General features: G+C 61.1%; 18 protein-coding genes. 6 read left to right on the top strand and 12 right to left on the bottom strand.

Annotation, left to right across the window (positions count from 1 at the left end):
- Positions 1 to 56: 56 nt before the first annotated feature.
- Entirely contained in the window at positions 57 to 1151 is a 1095-nt protein-coding gene (locus BW686_RS23070) for a TIGR00266 family protein (protein WP_179149361.1), read from the bottom strand.
- 48 nt (positions 1152 to 1199) lie between these two features.
- Positions 1200 to 2048 carry a carboxylating nicotinate-nucleotide diphosphorylase gene (nadC, locus tag BW686_RS23065; protein WP_084919832.1) on the bottom strand — a complete coding sequence of 283 codons (849 nt, stop codon included), beginning with the start codon at positions 2046 to 2048 and terminating at the stop codon, positions 1200 to 1202.
- 353 nt (positions 2049 to 2401) lie between these two features.
- Between nadC and BW686_RS23060 the strand changes: the two genes are divergently transcribed.
- From BW686_RS23060 to ampE, 3 genes are all read left to right on the top strand, one after another.
- Positions 2402 to 4657: a DUF1631 domain-containing protein gene (locus BW686_RS23060; protein ID WP_084919829.1), complete on the top strand. Its 2256-nt coding sequence runs from the start codon at positions 2402 to 2404 to the stop codon at positions 4655 to 4657.
- Positions 4658 to 4827: 170 nt separating this feature from the next.
- Positions 4828 to 5376 (top strand): 1,6-anhydro-N-acetylmuramyl-L-alanine amidase AmpD, encoded by a 549-nt coding sequence (gene ampD / locus BW686_RS23055; RefSeq protein ID WP_084919827.1) that lies wholly within the window; start codon positions 4828 to 4830, stop codon positions 5374 to 5376.
- A gap of 15 nt (positions 5377 to 5391) precedes the next feature.
- A complete protein-coding gene (gene ampE / locus BW686_RS23050) occupies positions 5392 to 6228 on the top strand; it encodes a regulatory signaling modulator protein AmpE (RefSeq protein ID WP_084919825.1) in 837 nt (278 codons plus the stop codon).
- Positions 6229 to 6234: 6 nt separating this feature from the next.
- On the opposite strand, the gene BW686_RS23045 is transcribed toward ampE, so the two are convergent.
- Together BW686_RS23045 and cra are read right to left on the bottom strand one after the other, a co-directional pair.
- Complete coding sequence (locus BW686_RS23045) at positions 6235 to 7035, bottom strand: TatD family hydrolase (RefSeq protein ID WP_179149360.1); 801 nt, start codon at positions 7033 to 7035, stop codon at positions 6235 to 6237.
- The gene (gene cra, locus BW686_RS23040) at positions 7032 to 8027 is read right to left on the bottom strand and encodes a catabolite repressor/activator (RefSeq protein ID WP_084919821.1); all 996 of its coding nucleotides are present in this window, start codon (positions 8025 to 8027) and stop codon (positions 7032 to 7034) included. The genes BW686_RS23045 and cra overlap by 4 nt, the downstream gene beginning before the upstream one ends.
- A 351-nt stretch (positions 8028 to 8378) precedes the next feature.
- On the opposite strand from cra, the gene ptsP reads away from it, so the two are divergent.
- Genes ptsP through BW686_RS23025 form a run of 3 tightly spaced genes read left to right on the top strand, consistent with a single transcriptional unit; the run spans position 8379 to position 13942 of the window.
- Positions 8379 to 11246 carry a phosphoenolpyruvate--protein phosphotransferase gene (gene ptsP / locus BW686_RS23035; RefSeq protein ID WP_084919819.1) on the top strand — a complete coding sequence of 956 codons (2868 nt, stop codon included), beginning with the start codon at positions 8379 to 8381 and terminating at the stop codon, positions 11244 to 11246.
- Complete coding sequence (gene pfkB, locus BW686_RS23030; RefSeq protein ID WP_084919817.1) at positions 11246 to 12187, top strand: 1-phosphofructokinase; 942 nt, start codon at positions 11246 to 11248, stop codon at positions 12185 to 12187. Before ptsP ends, pfkB begins: the two co-directional genes overlap by 1 nt.
- Positions 12188 to 12199: 12 nt before the next feature.
- Positions 12200 to 13942, top strand: coding sequence for a PTS fructose-like transporter subunit IIB (locus BW686_RS23025; RefSeq protein ID WP_084919812.1), 1743 nt, complete (start codon positions 12200 to 12202; stop codon positions 13940 to 13942).
- A 20-nt stretch (positions 13943 to 13962) separates the two neighbouring features.
- On the opposite strand, the gene BW686_RS23020 is transcribed toward BW686_RS23025, so the two are convergent.
- From BW686_RS23020 to BW686_RS22985, 8 genes are all read right to left on the bottom strand, one after another.
- The gene (locus BW686_RS23020; protein ID WP_084919809.1) at positions 13963 to 15141 is read right to left on the bottom strand and encodes an acetyl-CoA C-acetyltransferase; all 1179 of its coding nucleotides are present in this window, start codon (positions 15139 to 15141) and stop codon (positions 13963 to 13965) included.
- A gap of 106 nt (positions 15142 to 15247) precedes the next feature.
- Positions 15248 to 16114, bottom strand: a complete 867-nt coding sequence (locus BW686_RS23015) for an oxygenase MpaB family protein (RefSeq protein WP_084919894.1) — start codon at positions 16112 to 16114, stop codon at positions 15248 to 15250.
- Between the two features lie 250 nt (positions 16115 to 16364).
- Positions 16365 to 18029 carry a glucose-6-phosphate isomerase gene (pgi, locus tag BW686_RS23010; protein WP_084919806.1) on the bottom strand — a complete coding sequence of 555 codons (1665 nt, stop codon included), beginning with the start codon at positions 18027 to 18029 and terminating at the stop codon, positions 16365 to 16367.
- A gap of 249 nt (positions 18030 to 18278) precedes the next feature.
- On the bottom strand, positions 18279 to 19130 hold the full coding sequence (gene panC, locus BW686_RS23005; RefSeq protein WP_084919804.1) for a pantoate--beta-alanine ligase: 852 nt from the start codon (positions 19128 to 19130) through the stop codon (positions 18279 to 18281).
- A complete protein-coding gene (panB, locus tag BW686_RS23000) occupies positions 19127 to 19927 on the bottom strand; it encodes a 3-methyl-2-oxobutanoate hydroxymethyltransferase (RefSeq protein ID WP_084919801.1) in 801 nt (266 codons plus the stop codon). Before panB ends, panC begins: the two co-directional genes overlap by 4 nt.
- Before the next feature lie 228 nt (positions 19928 to 20155).
- Positions 20156 to 20662 (bottom strand): 2-amino-4-hydroxy-6-hydroxymethyldihydropteridine diphosphokinase, encoded by a 507-nt coding sequence (gene folK, locus BW686_RS22995; RefSeq protein ID WP_084919798.1) that lies wholly within the window; start codon positions 20660 to 20662, stop codon positions 20156 to 20158.
- On the bottom strand, positions 20655 to 22058 hold the full coding sequence (locus tag BW686_RS22990) for a polynucleotide adenylyltransferase PcnB (RefSeq protein ID WP_084919795.1): 1404 nt from the start codon (positions 22056 to 22058) through the stop codon (positions 20655 to 20657). The genes folK and BW686_RS22990 overlap by 8 nt, the downstream gene beginning before the upstream one ends.
- A gap of 701 nt (positions 22059 to 22759) precedes the next feature.
- Positions 22760 to 24193, bottom strand: coding sequence for a sigma-54-dependent transcriptional regulator (locus BW686_RS22985; RefSeq protein ID WP_084919791.1), 1434 nt, complete (start codon positions 24191 to 24193; stop codon positions 22760 to 22762).
- Positions 24194 to 24201: the final 8 nt, after the last annotated feature.

Below are 24201 nucleotides of genomic sequence, written 5' to 3'. Positions count from 1 at the left end.
AAGAGGGGGCAAAGAGGGCGTCAAATAGCCCTCGGTCGAATGACGAAGTCGTCACGTTAACGTTCGCTTCGGCCCACACCGGCAGGCCCGGCCGCTAGCATGCGCCCGGCCAGACGCGAGAAGGGCAGGCTCTGCAGCCAGACGGTGCCGGGGCCGGTCAGTCTGGCAAAGAACACGCCCTCGCCACCAAACAGCATTGACTTGATGCCGCCGCCGACCATGCGGATATCGTAGTCGACCGTCTGGGTCATGGCCGCCAGGCAGCCCGTGTCGACATCCAGCGCTTCGCCGGCCGCCAACTCGATCTTGCGCACTGTGCCGCCCATGTGGACGAACACCCAGCCGTCGCCTTCCAGTTTCTGGAGGATGAAACCTTCACCGCCAAACAGCCCGGTAAGAATCTTCTTCTGAAACTGGATGCCGATGGACACGCCCTTGGCGCCGGCCAGAAAGCTGTCTTTCTGACAGATCAGCTTACCGCCGAAGTCGCGCAGGTTCAGAGGCAGAATGGTGCCGGGGTAGGGCGCAGCGAAAGCGACGCGGCCCTTGCCGGCGCCTTGCTGGGAAAACACCGTGGTGAACAGGCTTTCGCCGGTCAACATGCGTTTACCGGCACCGAACAGAGAACCCAGCAACCCGGACGACTGATTGCTGCCGTCGCCGAAGATGGTCTCCATCTGCACGTCGCAGGTCTTGTACATCATCGCGCCTGCTTCGGCGACGGCACTTTCACCGGGGTCCAGCTCCAGCTCGACAAACTGGGTTTCCGAGCCGTACAGCTTGAAATCAACGCCGTCAGTGGCCTGCGCCAGGCCAAAGCCACCCGAAGCGTTCGCGTCCGGCGTGAAAGAAGGGCGTTTGTTCGGGGCCGGCGCGGGAGCCGGGGCCGGGTTGGCGCTGGCGGCCGGGGCGGCATGTGCGGGCAGCCCGTAGGGCTTCGGCTGGATCATCTCCGGTGTCGGCGCCGGAAAGGGCGTCACGCCGTCCTTTTTCATGGCCCGCACTTGCGGGACCTGATAGATCGGCTGCCAGTCCGGCATCCCTTGTTGCCAGCACCAGGCACCGGGCGATTCACGTGCAATCAGGCGCGCAGCGTCAGCGTCCATCGGCCCCAGTTGCTTGCCCCCATTCATCACAAACCAGTGTTCCAAAGCGTCTACCCTCAAGCCAATCGTGATAGTCGTCAGTGTGCGTTGCCGTCAGAGGCTCAAGCGCATGGACAGGTCCACAGCCTTCACATCCTTGGTCATGGCGCCGATGGAAATGTAGTCGACGCCGGTTTCGGCAATCACCCGCAAAGTGTCGTCGTTGATACCGCCGCTGGCTTCCAGGCGGGCGCGACCCGCGGTCAGCCGCACGGCCTCGCGCATGTCATCCAGACTCAGTTCGTCCAGCATGATGATGTCCGCTCCGGCGTCCAGCGCCTGCTTGAGTTCGCTCAGGCTTTCCACTTCGATTTCCACCGGTTTGCCCGGTGCAATCCGGTGCGCCGTGTCCACGGCCCGGGCAATGCCGCCACAGGCTGCGATGTGGTTTTCCTTGATCAGAAATGCGTCATACAGGCCAATACGGTGGTTATGGCAGCCGCCACAGGTGACCGCGTATTTCTGCGCCAGACGCAAGCCTGGCAGTGTCTTGCGGGTATCGAGCAATTTGACCTGAGTACCCGCCACGATATCGGCAAAGTACTGCGCACGGGTGGCGACGCCCGACAGCAGCTGCAGAAAATTGAGTGCGCTGCGTTCGCCCGTCAGCAGCGAGCGGGCAGGACCTTCAAGGTGGAACAGGGCCTGATTCGGGCTGACCCGGTCGCCGTCGATCACCTGCCAATGCACGGCCACGCGAGGGTCCAGTTGACGGAAAACGGTATCGACCCAGGCCGTACCGGCGATCACGGCTGCGTCGCGGGAAATGATGGTGGCCTTGGCCAGCCGTTCTGCCGGGATCAATTGCGCAGTGATATCACCGCTGCCGACATCCTCAAGCAATGCGCGTCGCACATTGGCTTCGATCTCGGCGGTCAGGTCGGCAATTCGTACATTCGGCATAGCGGGCTCCACTCACAAAGTCGTCCGAGTATAAGGCAGAGCCTCTCTGGAACCCACCGGGCAGAGAGGCTGGTCGTGCATTCGGAATGTGCAGTTGGTCGGTTAGGCAAATTCGTTTGCGATGGAATGCAAAAGTCGCGGTCTATCGCTGCACATGAAGGTTTTGCCACTGCCACTCAAAAAGGTGTGAAAAAAGTCTTACTGGTGTTATTGGCATGTTTTAAAACATAATCCGCCTTGCAATTGACGTCATAGGTTTGACTCTCGCTGGGCCAAGGGGGTCGTGTCGCAAAGCGAGGGTCGCAAGCCACGTTTGTGACAGGGCTCGAATAATTTCCTGTCAGGGGGGTGTAATGCCAAACGACGAAAAAGTGGTGCCGTTGAGCAAAGTGCTTCCTGCGCAAGGGTCCAATACGCCTTTGGCCCGGTTGCCCGTTGTGCTGTTGCAGGTTCGTGACCGTGCGGCCCAGCAGCTCAAGGACGGCCTGCAGGCGCTGTTTGATAACGCCGACGACACACTGTTCGAAATGGCAGACCGCGCTCGCAACAACACCGAACAAAACCTCTTTTTCGAAGCCATGCGCGACCTGCGCCTCAAACGCAAAAGCATCGAGCGCGGCTTTCTCGACAAGTTCTACGAGGCCTTTCTGGCGCTGGGGCAGTACCAGATCCATGAGCCCGTGATGCCGGCCGCCGTGTCATTCGACAAGCTGGCGCTGGTGCATAACGATGATCTAGAAAAAACCGTGGCGGTCGATGCGATGGTCGCCAAGGTCATGAGTCGCGACAGCCTCGCGCTGGGTCAGCTCACCGCGCGCCTGAATGTGCTGGTTCCTCAAGCCATTGCCGAAGAGAGCAATCCGTTGGGGCCAGCGTTGCTGTGCCGCTTCTTTCTTGAGGCCGGACGCAGTCTGGGCGTCGAGATCAAGGTCAAGCTGATCATCCTCAAGCTGTTCGAGAAATACGTCCTCGCCAACACCGATCACCTGTACAGCGAAGCGAACAAGCTGCTGGTTGCCACGGGTGTCTTGCCGGACATGAAAGTATTGCCGGCCCGCCGTGCGTCTGACCGTGCGGCACCCCGTAATCAGGCCGCCGAGCTCTCCGATCCAGTCTTGAACCAGGCCGCCGACAAGCTCGACAAAGGCGTGCAGGAAGTCTTTACGGCCTTGCAGGAATTACTGCTGCACGTTCGCGGCAATCTGGCTCCACGGCACGAACCCAATGCCGAAGTGCGACCGATTTCCAGCAAGGACTTGCTGCGCCTGCTCTCGCACTTGCAGCAATACGTGCCCTCTCAGGAGGCTGCCGACGAATTCGATCTGCGCAATCAGCTGGAACAGTTGCTGACGCGGGTCAACGTCAAGACCGGCAAGTCCAGAATTGTCGGCGTCGGCGACGAGGATGTGATCAACCTGATTGCCATGCTGTTCGAGTTTATCCTCGACGATCGCAACCTGACCCCGTCCTTGCGCGCGTTGATCGGGCGTTTGCAGATTCCGATGCTCAAGGTGGCAGTCCTCGATAAAAGCTTTTTCAGTCGCGGCAGCCATCCGGCCCGTCGTCTGCTCAACGAAATTGCCACCGCAGCGTTGGGGTGGGGCGGGCGCGACGACTATCAGCGTGACTCGCTTTACCAGCGCGTCGAGCAGATCGTGCAGCGCCTGCTCAATGATTTTGTCGATGACCCGGCAATTTTCTCCGAACTGCTCGCCGACTTCCTGGCCTTCACCAGTGATGAGCGCCGTCGCAGCGAGCTGCTTGAGCAGCGCACCCGCGATGCCGAAGAAGGCCGCGCACGCGCTGAGCTGGCCCGGCAGCAGGTGCAGCATGAGTTGAATGAACGACTGCTGGGCAAAACCTTGCCGGAAGTCGTTGTGCGCCTGTTGCAGGAGGCCTGGAGCAAGGTGCTGCTGTTGACCTGTCTCAAGCACGGCAATGAGTCTGGCGAATGGCAGGCCGGGCTGACGACCATGGACGAGCTGATCTGGAGTGTCGAACAGCACGACGATCCGCAGGCACTTCAGCGTTTGCTGGACCTGGTTCCGGGGCTGCTCAAGTCATTGCGTGACGGGCTCACCAGTGCAGCGTTCGATCCGTTCGCTACCAGCGAATTCTTCAGCCAGCTCGAGTCGTTGCATGTTCAGGCCTTTCAGCAATTCTCGCGTCTGCAGGAGGCCGGCGGCGATGCTGCCCACGGCGATGCCGCTGCGGCAGGCGTCGACCCCGCAGACGGGCCGTCGATGATGGCCGTTATCGAAGAGATCGTGCTGATTGCGCCCGAGGAACAGATGCTCAATGAGCCGCTGGTGCAGTTGCCTGACGATGACGCCGGTCTGCAGATGGTTGATAAGTTGCGGGTCGGGTCCTGGGTCGAGATTCAGGAGGACGAAGAGCACAAACTGCGCTGCAAACTGACCGCCATTGTCGAGCCGACCGGTCGCTACGTGTTCGTCAACCGCACAGGCATGAAGGTACTGGAAAAGACCCGTGTCGGCCTTGCCGTGGAATTCCGTCGCGGCGCTATCCGCATTCTGGACGATGCGTTGTTGTTCGACCGGGCGCTGGAATCGGTGATCAGCAACCTGCGTAAGCTCAAAGGCGCCTGACCGGGCCTCGGCGGTTTTTACAGGCTTTTCTTGCTGAAGAAAGCCTGTGGGAACAATCCTCCAGGATATAGGGTGTTTCCTACATGGCGGGTCCGTGACCGGACCCCACATCTGCTCCTGTCGCAGGCATAATTGACGCCCCTTACCTTTTCGCTGTTATAGGAGCGCTCATGCAACTGGACTCCGCAAGCGGTTGGTGCGATGGCGTGCAGCACTGCCCTTCGCCCAACTTCAATGCGCGACCCGAGGGCGAGATCTCGCTGCTGGTCATCCATAACATCAGCCTTCCGCCTGCGCAGTTCAAGACCGGAAAGGTGCAGGCCTTCTTTCAGAATCAGCTGGACATCAACGAGCACCCCTACTTTTCGGGGATTGCCGATCTGCGCGTTTCAGCGCATTTTCTGATTGAACGTGATGGCGAGGTCATTCAGTTCGTCTCTTGTCTTGATCGCGCGTGGCATGCCGGTGTTTCCAGTTTTCAGGGGCGTGAAGGGTGTAACGACTTCTCCATCGGCATCGAGCTGGAAGGGACGGACGAGCAGCCGTTCACCGATGCGCAATACGACGCCCTGATTGCTCTGACGCGCCAGCTGCGCGAGGCTTTCGTGGCAATTACGGGCGAGCGTATCTGTGGCCACAGCGACATAGCGCCCGGACGCAAGACGGACCCTGGCCCCTGTTTCGATTGGGGCAGGTTTCACGCGGCTTTGCTGGATTGAGGTGAGGGAGAAACAATGAGTTTTCTGGTGCTACTGCTGGCCGTTCTTGTCGAGAAATTTTCTGCCCTGCGGCAGCGCGTGCAGCGCGACGGGCCGTGGCTCAATGAGCTGGCGAAGCTCGAGGCCGGTCCGCGAACGGCGACACGTCCCTGGTTCATGCTGGCGCTGCTGGTTCTGGTGCCGGTTCTGCTGCTGCAACTGGTGCTGACCATCGTGGGGTCGGTGGCTTATGGCTGGTTGGTCCTGCCTATCCATTTGCTGGTGTTGATCTACAGCCTGGGCCGGGTCGATCTGATTGCGGTGCTGGGTCCGTTCCGGGACGCCTGTCGACGGGGAGACGTCCAGGCTGCCGTGCATGTGGCCGAGCGCGACATGGGCGTCCAGGCCGACAACAGCGAGCAATTGCTGCAGGGCGTGCAGGGCTACATGCTCTGGCAGGCGTTCCAGAGTTTCTTCGCCGTGATTTTCTGGTATTTCGTACTGGGTCCGGTCGCCGCACTGGCTTATCGCCTGCTGGCCCTCGCGGCCGAGTATGGCAAGACCCCTGAGCTGGTCGAGCGGGCAGGGCAACTGCGCCATGCGTTCGAGTGGGTGCCGGTCAGGCTGTTGGCCGCCAGCTTCGCACTGGTGGGTAATTTCGTCGCGGTAAGCCGGGTGATGCTGCACGAGCTGCTCAACTGGAACATCAGCGCTGCCCAGTTGATCACTCGCGTCGGTTGCGCAGCCAGCGAAGTGCCGCCTCCGGTCATGGGTGCAGAAGGCGTTACCAGCCTCGATATGCTCTGGGAACTGCTGGTTCGGGCGGCGATTGTCTGGTACGCCGGTTTTGCCTTGTGGACCCTGCTGCTCTGACCCGGCTCAGCGACTGACCTGCCGAGGCCAGTCGAACAGGGCGCAGGCATTCTCCGTACTCGCCTCGGCGAGGCGTTGCGGGCTGATCTTCATCAGTGTCGCGAGTGCCTGACAGATGTCGGGCAGGTGCTGCGGGCTGTTGCGCAGATTGGCGTGCATGGCGGGCGCCATGTCCGGTGAGTCGGTTTCCAGCACCACGCTGTCCAGCGGCAACTCAGCAATGACGCGATGCATGCGCCGTGCCTGTGGCCAGGTCGCGGCCCCGCCAAGCCCCAGCCTGAAACCCAGTTTTATGTATTCACGGGCTTCCTCACGGCTGCCCGCGAAGGCGTGGATGATGCCGCTGCGTTTGAGCCTGTAGCGTTTCAAGGTGGCGATCACATCGGCGTGGCTGCGACGCACATGCAGCAGCGCAGGCAGATTGAAGTCCGATGCCAGCCCGAGCTGCGCTTCAAATACGGCTTGTTGACGCGCCTTGTCCGGATGTTCAACGTAGTAGTCCAGACCTATTTCACCCACCGCGCACAGCTGCGGATGGCCCTTCAGGCGGGTCAGCCATTCCCCCAGTTCGATCAGGTGCCCGGCCCGATGCTCGTGGATATACACCGGGTGCAGCCCGAAGGCTGCTTGCAGCGCCGGGTCGGACTCGGTCAAATCCCACAAACGCTGCCAGTTACGCTGATAGACCCCGAGTACCACCATGCGCTGCACGCCGAGCGAACGGCAACGCTCCAGCACCTCGGCCCGGTCGGCATCAAAGTCCGGGAAGTCCAGGTGAGTGTGGGTATCGATCAGCGTCATGCTCATGCCGGGTGAATACGTTGCTTGAAGGCCCGGGCAATCGCGTGGACGCCGGGTTGGTAATCATCCTTTTCGATGGCCGCCAGGGCCAGTTGCAAGGCCTTGTCGGCGATCAGCTGGTGTTGCTGGGCCATTGCGTTCACAGGTAACGGCAGGAAATCCAGCAACTGCGTGTCACCAAAAGTACCAAGGTGCAATGAGGTCGATTGCAGCGTCTGGCTTTGCAACACATCGAACACGCCTTGCAGCAGGACATAAGACGTGGTGATCAGTGCATCGGGGAAATGCCCCTGACGTTGCAGCATCTCGGTCATCAGGCGCTGGCCGCACTGCCGACTGAAGGCCTCGCCATGCTCGACAATCCGGGCTCCGGCAAAACCCTCGAGGGCATCTTCGAAACCGGCTGCGCGCGCCCGGCTGATGCTCAGTTCAGGGCGTGCGCCGATCAGGGCAATGTGCCTTGGCTGGGTCTGCAGCAGGCTTTGAGTCAGTTGCAGGCTGGCATCGTGGTCGTCGCTGACCACCGAGCAGAAAAACTCCGGGTTCATTTCCCGGTCGATGGCGATGACGGGCATGCCTTTGAGTTGCAAATCCCGATAGCTTTCATCGCCCGATGGCAGGCAACTGGCGACCAGCAGGGCATCACAGCGCCGCGCCCGGAACAGTTGCAACAGTTGCAGCTCACTGACCGGGTCATCGTCGGAGCTGGCGATCAGCAATTGATAGCCCAGGCTGCGAGCGCCCTGCTCAAGCAGTTTGGCGATGCGTGCATAGCTGGGGTTTTCCAGATCCGGGAGGATGAAACCCAGGGTTTTGCTGTGTCGGCTGCGCAGACCTGCCGCTTGCGGGTTTGGCCGGAAATCATGCTGCTCGACAACTGCTTTGACACGCTCGACCGTTGCTGGGCTGATGCGTTGTTGTTCGGCCTTGCCGTTGATCACGTAACTGGCCGTCGTGACAGAAACACCTGCCAGACGTGCAATATCGCTCAGTTTCACCCCGGAATTCCTTTAGTTAGGTAAGCGGTTCAGAACATTGGAATTATTTTTGCTGTGGTAATGATCTTTACACCAGACCGTAGGAAATTCCCAACTGCTTCAAGTATTTTGGGATGTCTCCTACAGCGATCGGAGCGGTTGGGCTTCAATGAATCCGCAGAATCGAGTAACGTGCCGTGCAATTATAGATTAAACGATTCAGCACGCCTGTTGTCTGCTGCAATCGAGATGAAAAGGATGTCCGATACGATGTTCGATCGGTGTCACTATCATCCCCCAAGCTGTCGGTCCTATGATCGTCATTAAAACAAGAATCAGGTGGCGCCTTGGCGCTGCACAGGAGTCAAGGCAATGCTCGAACTCACTCTGGAGCAAATATCGATGGCGCAGTCGGCCGTCGATAAGACTGCCGCACTTAAGCTGATTGCCGACCACCTGGTCGCTGATGGTCTGGTAGCCGAAGGCTACCTTACCGGTCTGATGAACCGTGAGCAGCAGGGCTCGACCTTTCTCGGTCAGGGCATCGCCATCCCACACGGTACGCCTGAAACCCGTGACCTGGTGTCCACCACCGGCGTGCGCCTGATGCAATTCCCCGAAGGGGTGGATTGGGGCGACGGGCAGATGGTCTATCTGGCAATCGGTATTGCGGCCAAGTCCGATGAACACTTGCGTCTGCTGCAACTGCTGACCCGAGCGCTGGGTGAAGAAGATCTGGGGCAGGCGCTGCGTGAAGCGCAGACTCCGGAAGACCTGCTCAAGCTGCTACAGGGCGCGCCCCAGGAACTGGCGCTCGACGCACAGATGATCAGCCTCGGTGTATCGGCCGACGATTTCGAAGAGCTGGTCTGGCGTGGCGCACGTCTGCTGCGCAAGGCCGACTGCGTGAGCAATGGCTTTGCTGCCGTGCTGCAGCAGGTCGAGGCGCTGTCGCTGGGTGATGGCCTGTGGTGGTTGCACAGCGAGCAGACCGTCAAGCGTCCTGGTCTTGCCTTCGTGACCCCGGACAAGCCCATCCGTTACCTGGGCCAGCCGCTGACCGGTCTGTTCTGCCTTGCCAGTCTGGGCGAGGCGCATCAGGCGTTGCTTGAGCGTTTGTGCCTGCTGCTGATCGAAGGCCGTGGTCACGAGTTGGGCCATGCCACCAATAGCCGTGTGGTACTGGAAGCGCTGGGCGGTGAATTGCCTGCCGAGTGGCCGACCCGACAGATTCAACTGGCGAACGCCCACGGTCTGCATGCCCGCCCGGCCAAAATCCTGGCGCAACTGGCCAAGGAATTTGACGGCGAAATCCGTATGCGCGTGCTGGAAACCGGCGAAGCTGCTGTGTCTGCAAAGAGCCTGAGCAAGTTGCTCAGCCTCGGTGCGCGCCGTGGCCAGACGCTGGAATTCATCGCCGAACCGTCGATTGCGGCCGATGCGCTGCCGGCACTGATTGCTGCGGTAGAGCAGGGCCTGGGTGAAGAAGTCGAGCCGTTGCCTGCTGTTTCCGAGCCTCAGGCTACGGCGGCCCCCGCTGCCGTCGCCAAACCCGTCAACGCGCCGGCTGCCGGCAGCGTATTGCAGGCTGTGCCGGCTTCGCCGGGCATTGCCATCGGGCCGGCACACGTTCAGGTGCTGCAAACGTTCGATTATCCCCAACAGGGTGAGTCGGTGGCTGCCGAGCGCGAGCGCCTGCACAAGGCAATTGGCGAGGTGCGCGCCGATATCGAACATCTGATCCAGCGCAGCAAGTCCAAGGCCATTCGTGAAATCTTCATCACCCACCAAGAGATGCTTGAAGACCCGGAACTGACCCGCGAAGTCGAACAGCGTCTGAATAACGATGAAAGCGCGGCGGCCGCCTGGGCCAGCGTTATCGAAGCGGCGGCCGTCCAGCAGGAGCAACTGCAGGACGCGTTACTGGCCGAGCGCGCCGCTGACCTGCGTGACGTGGGCCGCCGTGTACTGGCGCAGATCTGTGGTGTCGAAACCGTCGCGGCACCGGACGAGCCTTATATTCTGGTGATGGACGAAGTCGGCCCGTCCGACGTCGCCCGTCTGGATCCGGTGCAGGTTGCCGGCATCCTCACCGCCCGAGGCGGCGCGACGGCGCACAGCGCTATCGTCGCGCGTGCGTTGGGCATTCCCGCACTGGTCGGTGCCGGTGATGAAGTACTGCTGATCAAGCCAGGCACCGTGCTGCTGCTCGACAGCCAGCGCGGACGTCTGACGGTGGCGCCTGACGAAGTCACCTTGCAGCGTGCGGTTCAGGATCGCGATGCCCGTGAAGTGCGCCTCAAGGCCGCTGCCGAGGCCCGTATGGAACCGGCAGTGACTCGCGATGGCCATGCTGTCGAGGTGTTCGCCAACATTGGCGACAGCACCGGCACGCCCGCTGCTGTAGAGCAGGGCGCCGAAGGTGTCGGCCTGTTGCGCACCGAATTGCTGTTCATGGCCCATTCCCAAGCGCCGGATGAAGCCACCCAGGAAGCTGAATATCGTCGGGTACTGACTGATCTGGGCGGACGCCCGCTGGTGGTGCGGACGCTGGATGTGGGCGGCGACAAGCCATTGTCTTACTGGCCTATCGCCAAAGAAGAAAACCCGTTTCTTGGCGTGCGCGGCATCCGTTTGACCCTGCAACGCCCGGACGTCATGGAAAGCCAGCTTCGTGCTCTGCTGCGTTCGGCCGAAAGCGGCCCGTTGCGCATCATGTTCCCGATGATCGGCACCCTTGAAGAATGGCGTCAGGCGCGAGACATGACCGAGCGGCTGCGCAAGGAAATTCCTGTCAGCGATCTGCAACTGGGGATCATGATCGAAGTGCCCTCGGCTGCGCTGATTGCGCCGGTGCTGGCCAAAGAAGTGGATTTCTTCAGCATCGGCACCAATGACCTGACCCAATACACACTGGCCATCGACCGTGGTCACCCGACCCTGTCGGCCCAGGCCGACGGGCTGCACCCTTCGGTGCTGCAACTGATCGACATGACGGTGCGCGCTGCGCACGCCAACGGCAAATGGGTGGGCGTGTGTGGCGAACTGGCTGCCGACCCGCTGGCCGTGCCGGTTCTGGTCGGGCTGGGCGTGGATGAATTGAGTGTGTCGGCGCGCAGCATTGGCGAGGTCAAGGCCTGTGTGCGTGAACTGACCCTGAGCACCGCTCAGCAACTGGCGCAAAATGCGCTGACGGCGGGCAGCGCCGCCGAAGTCCGCGCGCTTGTGGAGGCCTTGTAATGGCGAAGATTCTTACCCTGACCATGAACCCGGCGCTGGACCTGACTGTGCAGTTGGGGCAGTTGGAACTGGGCCAGGTCAACCGCAGCAACGCAATGCTCACCCACGCAGCGGGCAAAGGGCTCAACGTGGCGCAGGTGCTGGCTGACCTCGGCCATGACCTGACCGTTGCCGGTTTTCTGGGCATCGACAACCAGCAAGCGTTCGAAGCGTTGTTCGAGCGTCGTCACTTTGTCGACGAGTTCGTCCGTGTGCCGGGGGAAACCCGCAGCAACATCAAGCTGGCCGAGGGCAGTGGCCGCATCACCGACCTGAATGGCCCTGGCCCGCAGGTCAGCGAAGAGGCGCAGCAAGCGCTGTTCGCCCGCGTCGAGCAGATCGCGGCAGGTTTTGACGTGGTTGTCGTCGCAGGCAGCCTGCCGCGCGGCGTCACGCCGGAGTGGTTGCAAAAGCTGCTGCTGATGCTCAAGGACCTCGGTCTCAAAGTGGCGCTGGACAGCAGCGGCCTGGCCCTGCGTGCCGGTCTGGCGGCAGGTCCGTGGCTGATCAAACCCAATACTGAAGAGTTGGCCGACGCGCTCGACGCGCCGATCATTTCCATCGCCGCTCAGGCCGAGGCCGCTGCTCGTCTGCACGCTCAAGGTATCGAGCATGTGGTGATCTCTCAGGGATCCGAGGGTGTTCACTGGTTCAGTCCGAATGTGGCACTGCACTCATTGCCGCCCAAGGTCACGGTGGCCAGTACCGTTGGGGCTGGCGACTCGCTGCTGGCGGGCATGGTGCATGGTCTGATCGGCGGCCACGATCCGCAAAAGACGCTGCGCACCGCCACCGCGATTGCCGCGATGGCCGTGACCCAGATCGGTTTCGGGATCACCGATGCCGCACAACTCAAACGGCTTGAAGGCGGCGTCACTGTACGCAGCCTTTCAGAACAATAAGAGAGGATCGTCATGAAGTTAGCCATAGTCACGGCCTGCCCGAGCGGCAAGGTCAGCAGCGTACTCAGCGCACGATTACTCGAAGCGGCGGCATTGCGTCAGGGCTGGGAAACCAGCGTTGAAATCATCGACCCCCACAAGGCGGATGCGCAGCTGTCCGCTCAGGATATCGAAGCCGCTGATCTGGTGCTGGTGGTCAACACCGGGCCGGTAGACTTGAGCCGTTTCGTCGGCAAGCGCCTGTTTCAGGACTCGCCGGCTCATGCGTTGCAGGACGTCGACGGTTTCCTGCAGCGTGCTGCGCAGGATGCAAAGGTCCATGTCGCGTCGCAGGCGGTTGCGCCTGACACCGCAGGCAGCGCCGGGGCGAAACCGCGCATCGTGGCAATCACCGCCTGCCCGACCGGTGTCGCACACACGTTCATGGCCGCTGAAGCCATCCAGCAGGCGGCCAAGCGTCTGGATTACGACCTGCAGGTCGAAACCCAAGGCTCGGTCGGGGCGCGCAACCCGCTCAGCCCACAGGCCATCGCCGATGCCGACGTGGTGCTGCTGGCCGCAGACATCGAGGTCAACACCGACCGTTTTGCAGGCAAGAAAATCTATCGCTGTGGCACCGGCATTGCGTTGAAGCAGTCTGAAGCGACGCTGAAGAAAGCCTTGGCGGAAGGGGCGGTGGAGTCCGACTCGACTGCCGCCAAATCGCCTGCCCGGCAAGAGAAGACCGGCGTCTACAAGCACTTGCTGACCGGTGTGTCGTTCATGCTGCCGATGGTGGTGGCGGGCGGTCTGCTGATTGCCCTGTCGTTCGTGTTCGGCATCAATGCGTTCAAGGAGCAGGGCACACTGGCTGCCGCCTTGATGCAGATCGGCGGGGAAGCCGCATTCAAACTGATGGTGCCATTGCTGGCCGGTTACATCGCCTATTCCATCGCTGACCGTCCGGGTCTGGCGCCGGGGATGATTGGCGGTCTGCTGGCGAGTACGCTGGGTGCCGGGTTCATCGGCGGTATCATCGCCGGTTTCCTGGCCGGTTACAGCGCGGCGGCAATCAACCGTTACGCTCGCCTGCCAGCCAGCGTCGAAGCCCTCAAACCGATCCTCATCATCCCGCTGCTGTCGAGCCTGTTCACCGGTCTGGTGATGATCTACGTGGTCGGCAAGCCGGTTGCCGGGATGCTCGAAGCGCTGACTCACTTCCTCGACAGCATGGGCACCACCAACGCCATTCTGTTGGGCGTGGTGCTGGGCGCAATGATGTGCGTCGACCTCGGTGGCCCCATCAACAAGGCGTCCTACGCATTCTCTGTCGGTTTGCTGGCCTCACAGAGCTATGCACCGATGGCCACCGCGATGGCTGCCGGTATGGTGCCGCCGATCGGTATGGGCATCGCCACGATTCTGGCCCGCCGCAAGTTTGCCCAAAGCGAGCGAGAAGCAGGCAAGGCCGCGTTCGTACTGGGGCTGTGCTTTATTTCCGAAGGTGCCATTCCGTTTGCTGCCAAGGACCCGTTGCGGGTCATTCCGGCCAGCGTCGTGGGTGGCGCGCTGACCGGTGCATTGTCGATGTACTTCGGCTGCAAGCTGATGGCACCGCATGGCGGCCTGTTCGTGATGTTGATCCCCAACGCGATCAACCATGCGTTGTTGTACCTGCTGGCGATTGTGATCGGTAGCGTGGTAACCGGCGTGATCTATGCGGTGATCAAACGGCCGGAAGTTGCAGGCATGGACGTGGCGCCCGCAGGCGCCTGATCACAGCCGTGTGAATGCCCTCAGCGCGCCAGCGCGAGGGCAACACCCTGGCCACCCCCGATGCACAGCGTGGCCAAGCCTTTCTTGGCATCACGCCTGATCATTTCGTGCAGCAGCGTCACCAGCACGCGGCAGCCCGACGCGCCGATTGGATGGCCGATGGCGATGGCTCCGCCATTGACGTTCAGCTTTTCCGGGTCCAGCCCCAGTTCCTTGCCCACTGACAGCGCCTGCGCTGCGAAGGCTTCATTGGCTTCGATCAAATCCAGTTCGTCCAGCGTCCAGCCGGCCTTGTCCAGGCAGCGGCGGGTTGCGCTGACCGGGCCGATGCCCATGATCGCCGGGTCGACGCCTGCGTTGGCGTACGCCGCGATATGGGCCAGCACGGGCAGGCCCAGTTGTTCGGCTTTGACCGCGCTCATCAGCATCACCGCAGCAGCCCCGTCGTTGAGCGAAGACGCGTTACCCGCCGTGACCGTGCCATCCTTTTTGAACGCGGGCTTGAGGTTGGCCAGGGTTTGCGCTGTGGTGCCGGCCCGGGGTTGTTCGTCAGTGGCAAAGGACACTGGATCACCCTTGCGCTGAGGAATCAGGATCGGGGTGATTTCATCGACAAAGCGGCCCGACTCGATAGCGGTAATGGCTTTTTGCTGAGAAAGGGCGGCGAAGGCGTCCTGCGCCTCACGGCTGATGCCGTACTTCTGTGCGAGGTTTTCGGCGGTCACGCCCATGTGGTAATCGTTGAACGCATCCCACAGCCCGTCGCTGATCATCGTATCGACCATCGTCGCATGGCCCATGCGCAGACCGGTCCTTGCGCCGGGCATGACGTAGTTGGACAGGCTCATGTTCTCCTGGCCGCCAGCGATGACGATCTCGGCATCGCCGCAGCGAATCGCCTGGGTTGCCAGGTGCAGCGCCTTGAGGCCCGAGCCGCAGACCTTGTTCAGGGTCATGGCAGGTACGGAGAACGGCAGGCCCGCCTTGATGGCGGCCTGCCGTGCCGGATTCTGCCCCGCCCCGGCGGTGAGCACCTGGCCCATGATGACTTCATCGATGTGCGCGCCGTCCACGCCAGTCCGGGCCAGGAGCTGGCGAATGACCGCAGCGCCCAGATCGACGGCAGAAACGGCGGCCAGTGAACCCTGGAAGCTGCCCACGGCGGTGCGGGTGGCGGCAACGATAACGACGTCATGCATGGGGCTGTCCTCATTGTTATTGAAGACTCATGGTGTCACAGATAGGGACACAGATTCCAACCGTGAACCGGTCAGTCACGTTTGGCTGTCAGCCTGAAACGACCGTTCAAACCGCCATGCGACGTTTCGCGCGCTGTGCCGAACCGTCCTGCACGGCCCAGCGCAGCACCGGCGCGGTGGAGTTGACGCCCAGCCGGATCATCCTTCGCTTCAAAGGGCTTTGGGTGACATCGAGCAGGTCGCTGGCCCAGACCGGCAGCAAGTCGATACCGGCGCGCATCATCAACACACCAAAAGGCTTGGCGAGCCAGTTGGGGGCCGGCGCGTCCAGCAGCAGGCGCAATACTTCACGACTGCGACCGTCGCAGACCAGATCGCCCTGAATGCTCGCCAGATAGTCCGCAATGGCCTGCCGGGAGCGTGGCACGTTGCGCGCGCCCAGCCGCTCGGCGACCAACGCGGTTTCGGCGTAATACAGGTCCTGATCCGCCAGCGACAACGCCGGATCGAGGTAGCGCAAATGCGCGGCCAGAAAGCTGCTGACTTCTGCCACATGCACCCAGGTCAGCAAGTCCGGATCGCTGGCCGCATAGGGCCGCCCGTCCGGCGCAGTACCGGTGACGTTCAGGTGAATGGCGCGCACTTTGTCGATCAGCCAGTTGGCGTCCTGTGTGGCGCCATACGTGGTGCCGGACAGAAACTGCCCCGTACGCCGAAGACGGCCGAGCATGTCCTGGCGAAAGTTGGAGTGATCCCAGATACCTGCCAGGGCCAGCGGGTGCAGTGCCTGCAACATCAACGCGCTGATGCCGCCGACCAGCATGCTGGTGAAATCGCCATGCACTTTCCAGCACACAGCCTGCGGGCCAAACAGACCGGGATCGCCCTTGGGGTTCTCCAGATCCAGTTGCCCGAGCGCAAGGCCGGTGAGGCTGATGACTTGAGTTTCGATGCGGGTGCGAATGAATTCCATGTCGGGCTCGTACACGGGAAGGGCGTGGATAAAACCGACTGAAGCTCATGCCAAGCGCGCAGTGCATCACTGTGATGCACACGTCCAACTGACTATCATGTCGACGTTATACACAAATCTGACTGACTATCGTGCCGACGCTCCGCGTCGGCATGCAGTTCTGGATGCTTTGCGTCCTCTTTGTGACGAAGAGCGTCACGAACGGCATTCCCACGCGGAGCGTGGGAACGAAGGTCATGAGCCGGACAAATCAGCCGCGGTGACGGCCGCGGAAGTAGTTGATCAAGCCCTGAGTGGATGCATCGTCAGCCGGTTCTTCGGTGCCGCCGGTCAGGCGCTGATACACCGCCTTGCCCATTTCCTTGCCCAGCTCCACGCCCCATTGGTCAAAGGCGTTGGTGCCCCAGATCACGCTCTGTACGAACACTTTGTGCTCATACATGGCGACCAGCGCGCCAAGGCGACGCGGGCTGATGCGCTCAACCACCAGCGTGTTGCTCGGACGGTTGCCCGGGATGACCTTGTGCGGTGCCAGTTTCTGCACCTCGTCCTCGGTCATGCCTTTTTCGCGCAACTCGGCTTCGGCTTCGCCGCGGGTCTTGCCCATCATCAGGGCCTGGCTCTGCGACAGGCAGTTGGCGTACAGCCACTGGTGGTGGTCGGCAACCGGGTTGAAGCTGACGATCGGCACAATGAAGTCAGCCGGGATCATCTGCGTGCCCTGGTGCAGCAACTGGTGATAAGCATGCTGGCCGTTGGCGCCTACGCCGCCCCAGATCACCGGCCCGGTGTCGGTGGACGTCGGTGTACCGTCCTGGCGTACGCTTTTGCCGTTGGATTCCATGTCCAGTTGCTGCAAATGCTTGGTGATGTTGCGCAGGTAGTGGTCGTACGGCAGGATCGCATGGCTTTGCGCGTTCCAGAAATTGCCGTACCAGACACCCAGCAGCGCCAACAATACCGGCATGTTCTGCTCGAAAGGCGCGCTCTGGAAATGCTGGTCCATGGTGTAGGCACCGGACAGCAGCTCCTTGAAGTTGGACATGCCGATGGCCAGCGCGATAGGCAAGCCGATGGCCGACCACAGCGAATAGCGACCGCCGACCCAGTCCCACATCGGGAAGATGTTTTCTTCGCGGATGCCGAATGCCACCGCCGCCGCATTGTTGCTGGAGACCGCAATGAAGTGGCGATGCAGTTCGACTTCGGAACCGCCTTGCGCCAGATACCAGGCGCGCGCAGCCTGGGCGTTTTTCAGGGTTTCCAGCGTGTTGAAGGATTTGGACGAGACAATAAACAGCGTGGTCTCGGCGCGAATCCTCATCGACAGCTCGTGAAACTCGCTTCCGTCGATGTTCGCCAGGTAGTGGCAACGAACGCCTTTGTGCGCGTAGGCCACCAGCGCTTCGGAGACCAGCTCCGGACCGAGGAACGAGCCACCGATGCCGATGTTGACCACGTCGGTGATCGGCTTCTCGGTGTAACCGCGCCACAGGCCGTCATGAATGCGGCCGACCAGCTCGGTCATCTGGTTGAGGACGCGATGCACGTCCGGCATCACGTCGACGCCGTTGACTTTCAGCTTGTCGCCCACCGGACGGCGCAGCGCGGTGTGGAGCGCCGGGCGGCCTTCGGATGAGTTGACCAGTTCGCCATCGTACTGAGCCTTGATCGCGTCCTTGAGGCCCACTTCACCGGCCAGGTCGACCAGAAGGTCGCGAGTCTCGGTGGTGATCAGGTTTTTGGAGTAATCGAGAAACAGGCCGGCGCTGCTGAGCGTGAACTGGCTGAAGCGCTGCGGATCGGTGTTGAACGCTTCGCGCATGCTGAAGTTCTGCATGGCCTGGCGGTGTTTGCTCAGCGCTTGCCAGGCGGGCAACGCGGTCACATCGGAAGGATTGCGGTAGTACGCCATCGCTGCGGGTTTCCTTTAACGGGTTCGGTCTTTGGATATTTTTAGAGCGAGGTCGCAAGCTCTCATGGGCTATACATCGCAGACTACCCTTCACGTACCGGTTTGTCTGCGCCTCGTCCTACCTGCCCCCGGTACTTTTTCGCACACAAGGAACCGGGGTTTTACTCAAATACTGTCGGTCGTGGTTCAGGCAACCTGTACCGATAGGGCACTGCGGGTGTGGCTTAGTTCATCGACCGGTCAATCCTTTCAGCCTTTGGTCAGGTGCAGATTATCGATGAGGCGGGTCTTGCCCAGAAAGGCGGCGGCCAGAATGACCAGATCGCGATCCTGTGCAGTCGCCGGGCGCAGGCTGCCGGCGTCACGTATTTCCAGGTAATCGATACGAAAGCCGGCGGCTTCCAGTTGCTGCTTCTTGCCCGTCAGCAGCGTGTCGAAATCCTGCTCGCCTGCGCGGATGGCGTCGGCCGTCTTGCAGATGGCCTGATACAGCGCGGGCGCCGTTGCGCGTTGCTCCTCCGACAGATAACCGTTGCGCGATGACAAGGCCAGACCGTCGTCGGCACGAACCGTGGGTTCACCGATGATCTGGATTGGCATGTTCAGGTCACGAACCATTGCCCGAATGACCGCCAGTTGTTGGAAGTCTTTCTCGCCAAAGATCGCCAGATCAGGCTGCACCATGTTGAACAGCTTGCTGACGACCGTCGCGACACCCTCGAAATGGCCGGGGCGGCTGGCACCACACAGGCCCTGTGACAGGTGCGGAACGCTGACCAGCGTCTGGTCGGCCATGCCGTTGGGGTACATCTCTTCGACGCTGGGCGTGAACAGCAGGTTGCAGCCGGACTGGAGCAGTTTTTCCTGATCGGCGGCCAGGGTGCGAGGGTAGGTGGCCAGGTCTTCCTTGGGGCCGAACTGCAGCGGGTTGACGAAGATGGTCGCGACCACGAAGTCTGCGCACTGCGCGGCTCTGGCGACCAGTGTGGCATGGCCGCTGTGCAGGTTGCCCATTGTCGGGGTCAGGGCAATACGCTTGCCTTCGCGGCGTGCCTGCGCAACGGCTGCGCGCAGTTCCAGAACTGTTTTGACTGTGTTCATGCCGAAAACCCGTGTTCGATGGCCGGAAAGCTGACGTCTTTGACGGCGCCCACATATGCCTGAATGGCCGACTGGATATCAGGCTGGCCGATCATGAAGTTTTTCACGAATTTGGGCACGCGCCCGCTGATCGACAGGCCCAGCATGTCGTGCAGCACCAGCACCTGACCGTCGGTGGCGCTGCCTGCGCCAATGCCGATCACCGGGATTTTCACGGCCTGAGTGATTTCGTCAGCCAGCTCGCTCGGCACGCACTCCAGCAGGATCATCGCTGCGCCAGCCTGCTCCAGCGCGATGGCATCGGCGCGCATCTGCCGGGCCTGGGCTTCCAGGCGGCCCTGAACCTTGTAACCGCCCAGCACGTTGACCGATTGCGGGGTCAGCCCCATGTGTGAGCAGACCGGAATCCCGCGCTCTGCCAGCAAGCGGATCGACTCGCCCAGCCAGGCGGCGCCCTCAACCTTGATCATGTGCGCACCGGCCTGCATCAACGTCGTGCTGTTGGTGAAGGTCTGCTCCAGCGTGGCGTTGGCCATGAACGGCAGGTCGGCAAGAATCAGCGCGCCCTGATTGCCCCGTTTCACACAGGCAACGTGATACGCCGTTTCGGCGGTGGTCACGGGCAGGGTGCTGTCGTGCCCTTGCAGGACCATGCCCAGTGAGTCGCCGACCAGCAGCACTTCGACACCTGCCTGGCAGGCCGTGTGGGCAAAGGTTGCGTCGTAACAGGTCAGCATGGTGATTTTCTCACCCTTCTGCTTCATGGCCAGCAGCGACGTAACGGTTATGTTCGGCATGTAAAGTTCTCCATCAGGCGCTGTGAACGCGGGTGCTCAGCGCGTGAGAGTCATCCTGGAAAAGCAGGCACACCGTCGTGTCGCGGTGTTTTGCAATGGCCTGTTTCGCGCCCGTTCGCCAGTGGGGCAGCGGCGGGAGGCCTATCTTCGTGAGGAGGGGACGTTAAGTCAATTGAAGGTGTTACCTGTGTGCCGAACCGGTTACACAGGCGGTGGAACGGTTGGGCTTTACGCTTCGCCGGGCAGGCGTTCGAGCCCCGTGAAAGGGCATTCACTCAGCAACCGTGCCAGCTCGCGCCCGTCGGCGAGAATCAGCCCCGGTGCCAGCTCGGCCAGCGGGTACAGCACGAACGCGCGGGCATGCAGGTGATAATGCGGGACTTTGAGGCGCGGCTCGTCGATCAGTCGGGTGCCGAACAGCAGGATATCGAGGTCAAGGGTGCGAGGCCCCCAGCGCTCGTGGCGTTCACGGCCCTGATCCAGTTCGATGGCCTGCAATGCATCAAGCAGCGCCAACGGTGTCAGCGAGGTGTCCAGTGCCGCGACGGCATTGGTGAAGCGGGGCTGGCCGGGCAGCAGCGAATCGCTGACGTAAAACGAAGAGACGGCAGCCAGCGTGCAATCGCGTAACCGTGCCATTGCGTCGAGGGCGTTGCGCAGTTGCCCGGCCGGGTCAGCGAGGTTGCTGCCCAGCCCGATGTAGGCCCGTTCGGTGGCCAACAGCGGTTCATTCACCGCTTTGTGTCTCGCCACCGCTGCGCTTGCGCTTGGCGCCACTGCTGCGGCGACGCTTGCGCGGTGCAGCGCCTGCGGCTTCGGGTTTGTTGCTCAAGTCGCGAATCATGTCGCGACGTTCACTGTCGTTGCAGTCCTGGTAGTCCGTCCACCACTGGCCCAGACCGTCAGTCTGTTCGCCCGCGCTTTCACGCAGCAGCAGGAAATCGTAACCGGCCCGGAAACGCGAGTTGTCCAGCAACAGGTCGGCACGCTTGCCTGAGCGGCGCGGCAGACGTTCCTGCATGTCCCAGATCTCGCGGATCGGCAACGTGAAACGCTTCGGAATCGCGATGCGTTGGCACTGTTCGATGATCAGTTCGTGAGCGGCGTCCTGCATGGCGGCAATCGGCGGCATGCCACGTTCCTGAGCGCGCAACACCTTGGCAGGCAGCGCAGGCCAGAGTAGGGCGGCAAACAGGAACGCCGGCGTTACCGGTTTGTTCTGTTTGATGCGCAGGTCAGTGTTGATCAAGGCATTGCTGATCAGCGTATGGGTGTATGTCGGGTTGTATTCCAGTGCCTTCGAACTGGCCGGGAACAAAGGCTCGAACAGTTCCAGGTCCACCAGCATTTCAAAGGTGGGTGCCGCGTGGCCCGAGAGGAACAGTTTGAGCACTTCTTCGAACAGGCGCGCCGAAGGAATATCACGCAGCATGGGCGCCAGTGCGCGGATCGGCTGGGCGCTGTGTTTCTCGATGCCGAAATCCAGCTTGGCGGCGAAGCGCACGGCGCGCAGCATGCGCACCGGGTCTTCCTTGTAGCGTTGTTCAGGATCGCCGATCAGGCGGATCAGCCGGTTGCGGATGTCATGAACGCCATTGGCGTAGTCCAGCACACGCTCGCTGACCGGGTCGTAATACAGCGCATTGATCGTGAAGTCGCGACGCTGGGCGTCCTCTTCAAGTGTGCCGTACACGTTGTCACGCAAAATACGCCCGCTTTCGTTGCGCGAAGACTGGTTGCTGTCTTCTTCTTCGTCATCCTGCGGATGGTTGGCGCGGAACGTCGCCACTTCGATGATCTCGCGACCGAAGTGGATATGCACCAGCTTGAACCGGCGGCCGATGATCCGCGCATTGCGGAACTCGGCCCGTACCTGTTCAGGCGTGGCACTGGTGGCGACGTCGAAATCCTTGGGCGTGATATTGAGCATCATGTCACGCACGCAGCCACCGACCAGATAGGCTTGATAGCCGGCATTTTGCAGACGCTCGACAATGTTCACGGCATAACGGCTGAACTGATTGCGCTGCAGCGAATGCTGGCTGCTATTGAGCACTTCAGGCGTGGTGCGCGTATGTTGCTGCGGTTTGCGCAGTGGGGAACGAAATGACTGGAACAACTTCTTCAGCATGGGATGCACTGTTTGAAGGAATATTCGGCCAAAAACGTGGAATGACCGCATGATGGGCGGGGATTCTAGCATTTAGTCGAGGGATGGTGTAGGAAGCTGTTGCGGAAGGGGGAAACTGCGGCCAGCGCATTGGCGCGTAAGCTACTGGGGGAGCCGAAGCTCCCCCAAAGTGTGTGCTCTTTATTATTGTTTTCTGTACGGGCTTCTTGTTTTTGTTGAGTGCCCCTTCACGAGACTGTCGCCTGTGAAGCCTCCCAATCGGGAGTCAAGAGCAAACGGATTGCTTTGGTCGCTGTGTTGCAATGATCATTCGATCCAACCAGTTCAGGCGCTACCTAAGGGTAGTTTTTGTTGTTCTCGGCCTGGTTGCGGGGCAAGCCCCAAATACAACGCCTCTCCAAAAGAATCAGTTAGCTGCGCCTCCGCCGTGTTGTTCTTGTTATGCGTGAGTCGATTCGTGTTGTTTTTATTATGGGTGTCGTACTGCTTGTTGTTCTTCTTGTACTAAGGATATAGCAGAAGCTGTGCCAACTTTTGCGAAGCCCCGTAAACCGGGGCTTTGCGGCACCCTGGCGATTTTTGCAGGCACAAAAAAGCCGGGATTCGTTACCGATAGACCCGGCTTTTGTTACGTGAAGCATTCGAGGTAACAGTTTTCGCAAGGGCTCTGTACCGCGGGTGCCAGAGCCTTGCGTCAAGGTTTACGTCTCGTTGGCCACGCCCTTGCGGCGGGGAATGCCCAGGCGCTGGCGACGTTCCCACAGGCACTTGCGACTCACGCCCAGTTTGCGCGCCAGTTCGGTTTCGGTCATGTGGTCCTGGTGCTCCAGAACGAAGTGCTGGAAGTAGTCTTCAAGCGACAAGTCCTCGGCCGGCTCGTTGCCCGTCGAGCTGGAGGAACCCGGCAGCGGCGCCATTCCCATGTACTCGTCGTCATCCAGGCCGTCCAGTTCGATATCGATGCCCAGCAAATCGGCAGTGATTTCCGGGTTCTCGCAGAGGATTACCGAACGTTCTACGGCGTTTTCCAGTTCACGCACGTTGCCCGGCCAGCTGTAGTGACGGATGGCCTGTTCGGCATCGGGGGCAAATTTCAGGTCGTTGCGGCCGACTTTCGCGCTTTGACGGATCAGGAACGCCCGGGCGATTTCCAGTATGTCGCTGCCGCGCTCGCGCAACGCCGGGAGTTTCAGGGCGATGACGTGCAGGCGATAGAACAGGTCTTCACGAAACTCGCCATTCTTGGCCAGCGTCTTGAGGTCTCGGTGCGTGGCCGCGATCAGGCGAACATCGACTTTTTGCGACTGCACCGAGCCGACACGACGAATTTCACCTTCCTGCAACACGCGTAGCAGCCGGGCCTGGGCTTCCAGAGGCAGTTCGCCGATCTCATCGAGAAACAGCGTGCCGCCATCAGCCGCTTCGACCAGCCCTGCGCGACCTGCGCTGGCACCGGTAAACGCGCCTTTCTCGTGGCCGAACAGTTCTGACTCGATGAGCGATTCGGGGATGGCCGCACAGTTGACGGAAATCATCGGTGCCTTGGCACGGCGTGACAGGTTGTGCAGTGCGCGGGCGACCAGCTCTTTGCCTGTGCCGGATTCGCCTTGAACCAGCACGTTGGAATCGGTCGGCGCCACTTTGCGGATCTTGCTGTAGAGGTCCAGCATCGGCGGGCACGAGCCGATGATGCCGATTTCGCCGTTGTGATTCTGCGCAGGACCTTTTTCGGTATTGCCCGCTTTGGCGATGGCGCTGCGTTCGTCCTGCAGGTTCTTGACGGTCTGGCGATCGCTCAGAATGCGGGATACGGCTTGCAGCATTTCGTCGTGATCGAACGGTTTGGCAATGTAATCCACCGCGCCCATTTTCATCGAGTCGACTGCCGAGCGCAGGCTGGCGTAACTGGTCATGATCAGCACCGGTTTGCCTTCGCCCAGTCTGATCAGTTCAGTGCCCGGTGCGCCTGGCAGGCGCAGGTCGCTGACGATCAGGTCAAACGAGGGAATGCTGAAGCGTTCCTGGGCCTCCTGGACCGAGCCGGCTTCACTGACTTCATACTGGTTGCGTTCAAGCAGGCGACGCAGGGCTGAGCGGATAATCGTTTCGTCTTCGACGATCAAAATATGCGGCATTGATTCAG

Origin of the sequence: Pseudomonas syringae, from assembly GCF_002157375.1 — a bacterium.
In the GTDB taxonomy this organism is placed as follows: Bacteria; Pseudomonadota; Gammaproteobacteria; order Pseudomonadales; family Pseudomonadaceae; genus Aquipseudomonas; species Aquipseudomonas syringae_T.
This window is presented reverse-complemented; position numbering and strand designations above follow the sequence as displayed.

What these genes read in the sequence shown, in the direction of transcription:
- BW686_RS23015 (WP_084919894.1), bottom strand. Translation starts at nt 16,114, where the DNA reads ATGGAATTCATTCGCACCCGCATCGAAACTCAAGTCATCAGCCTCACC.
- BW686_RS22990 (WP_084919795.1), bottom strand. Translation starts at nt 22,058, where the DNA reads ATGCTGAAGAAGTTGTTCCAGTCATTTCGTTCCCCACTGCGCAAACCG.
- pgi (WP_084919806.1), bottom strand. Translation starts at nt 18,029, where the DNA reads ATGGCGTACTACCGCAATCCTTCCGATGTGACCGCGTTGCCCGCCTGG.
- BW686_RS23020 (WP_084919809.1), bottom strand. Translation starts at nt 15,141, where the DNA reads ATGCATGACGTCGTTATCGTTGCCGCCACCCGCACCGCCGTGGGCAGC.
- nadC (WP_084919832.1), bottom strand. Translation starts at nt 2,048, where the DNA reads ATGCCGAATGTACGAATTGCCGACCTGACCGCCGAGATCGAAGCCAAT.
- ptsP (WP_084919819.1), top strand. Translation starts at nt 8,379, where the DNA reads ATGCTCGAACTCACTCTGGAGCAAATATCGATGGCGCAGTCGGCCGTC.
- BW686_RS23045 (WP_179149360.1), bottom strand. Translation starts at nt 7,035, where the DNA reads ATGAGCATGACGCTGATCGATACCCACACTCACCTGGACTTCCCGGAC.
- panC (WP_084919804.1), bottom strand. Translation starts at nt 19,130, where the DNA reads ATGAACACAGTCAAAACAGTTCTGGAACTGCGCGCAGCCGTTGCGCAG.
- ampD (WP_084919827.1), top strand. Translation starts at nt 4,828, where the DNA reads ATGCAACTGGACTCCGCAAGCGGTTGGTGCGATGGCGTGCAGCACTGC.
- BW686_RS23060 (WP_084919829.1), top strand. Translation starts at nt 2,402, where the DNA reads ATGCCAAACGACGAAAAAGTGGTGCCGTTGAGCAAAGTGCTTCCTGCG.
- BW686_RS23025 (WP_084919812.1), top strand. Translation starts at nt 12,200, where the DNA reads ATGAAGTTAGCCATAGTCACGGCCTGCCCGAGCGGCAAGGTCAGCAGC.
- panB (WP_084919801.1), bottom strand. Translation starts at nt 19,927, where the DNA reads ATGCCGAACATAACCGTTACGTCGCTGCTGGCCATGAAGCAGAAGGGT.
- pfkB (WP_084919817.1), top strand. Translation starts at nt 11,246, where the DNA reads ATGGCGAAGATTCTTACCCTGACCATGAACCCGGCGCTGGACCTGACT.
- BW686_RS22985 (WP_084919791.1), bottom strand. Translation starts at nt 24,193, where the DNA reads ATGCCGCATATTTTGATCGTCGAAGACGAAACGATTATCCGCTCAGCC.
- ampE (WP_084919825.1), top strand. Translation starts at nt 5,392, where the DNA reads ATGAGTTTTCTGGTGCTACTGCTGGCCGTTCTTGTCGAGAAATTTTCT.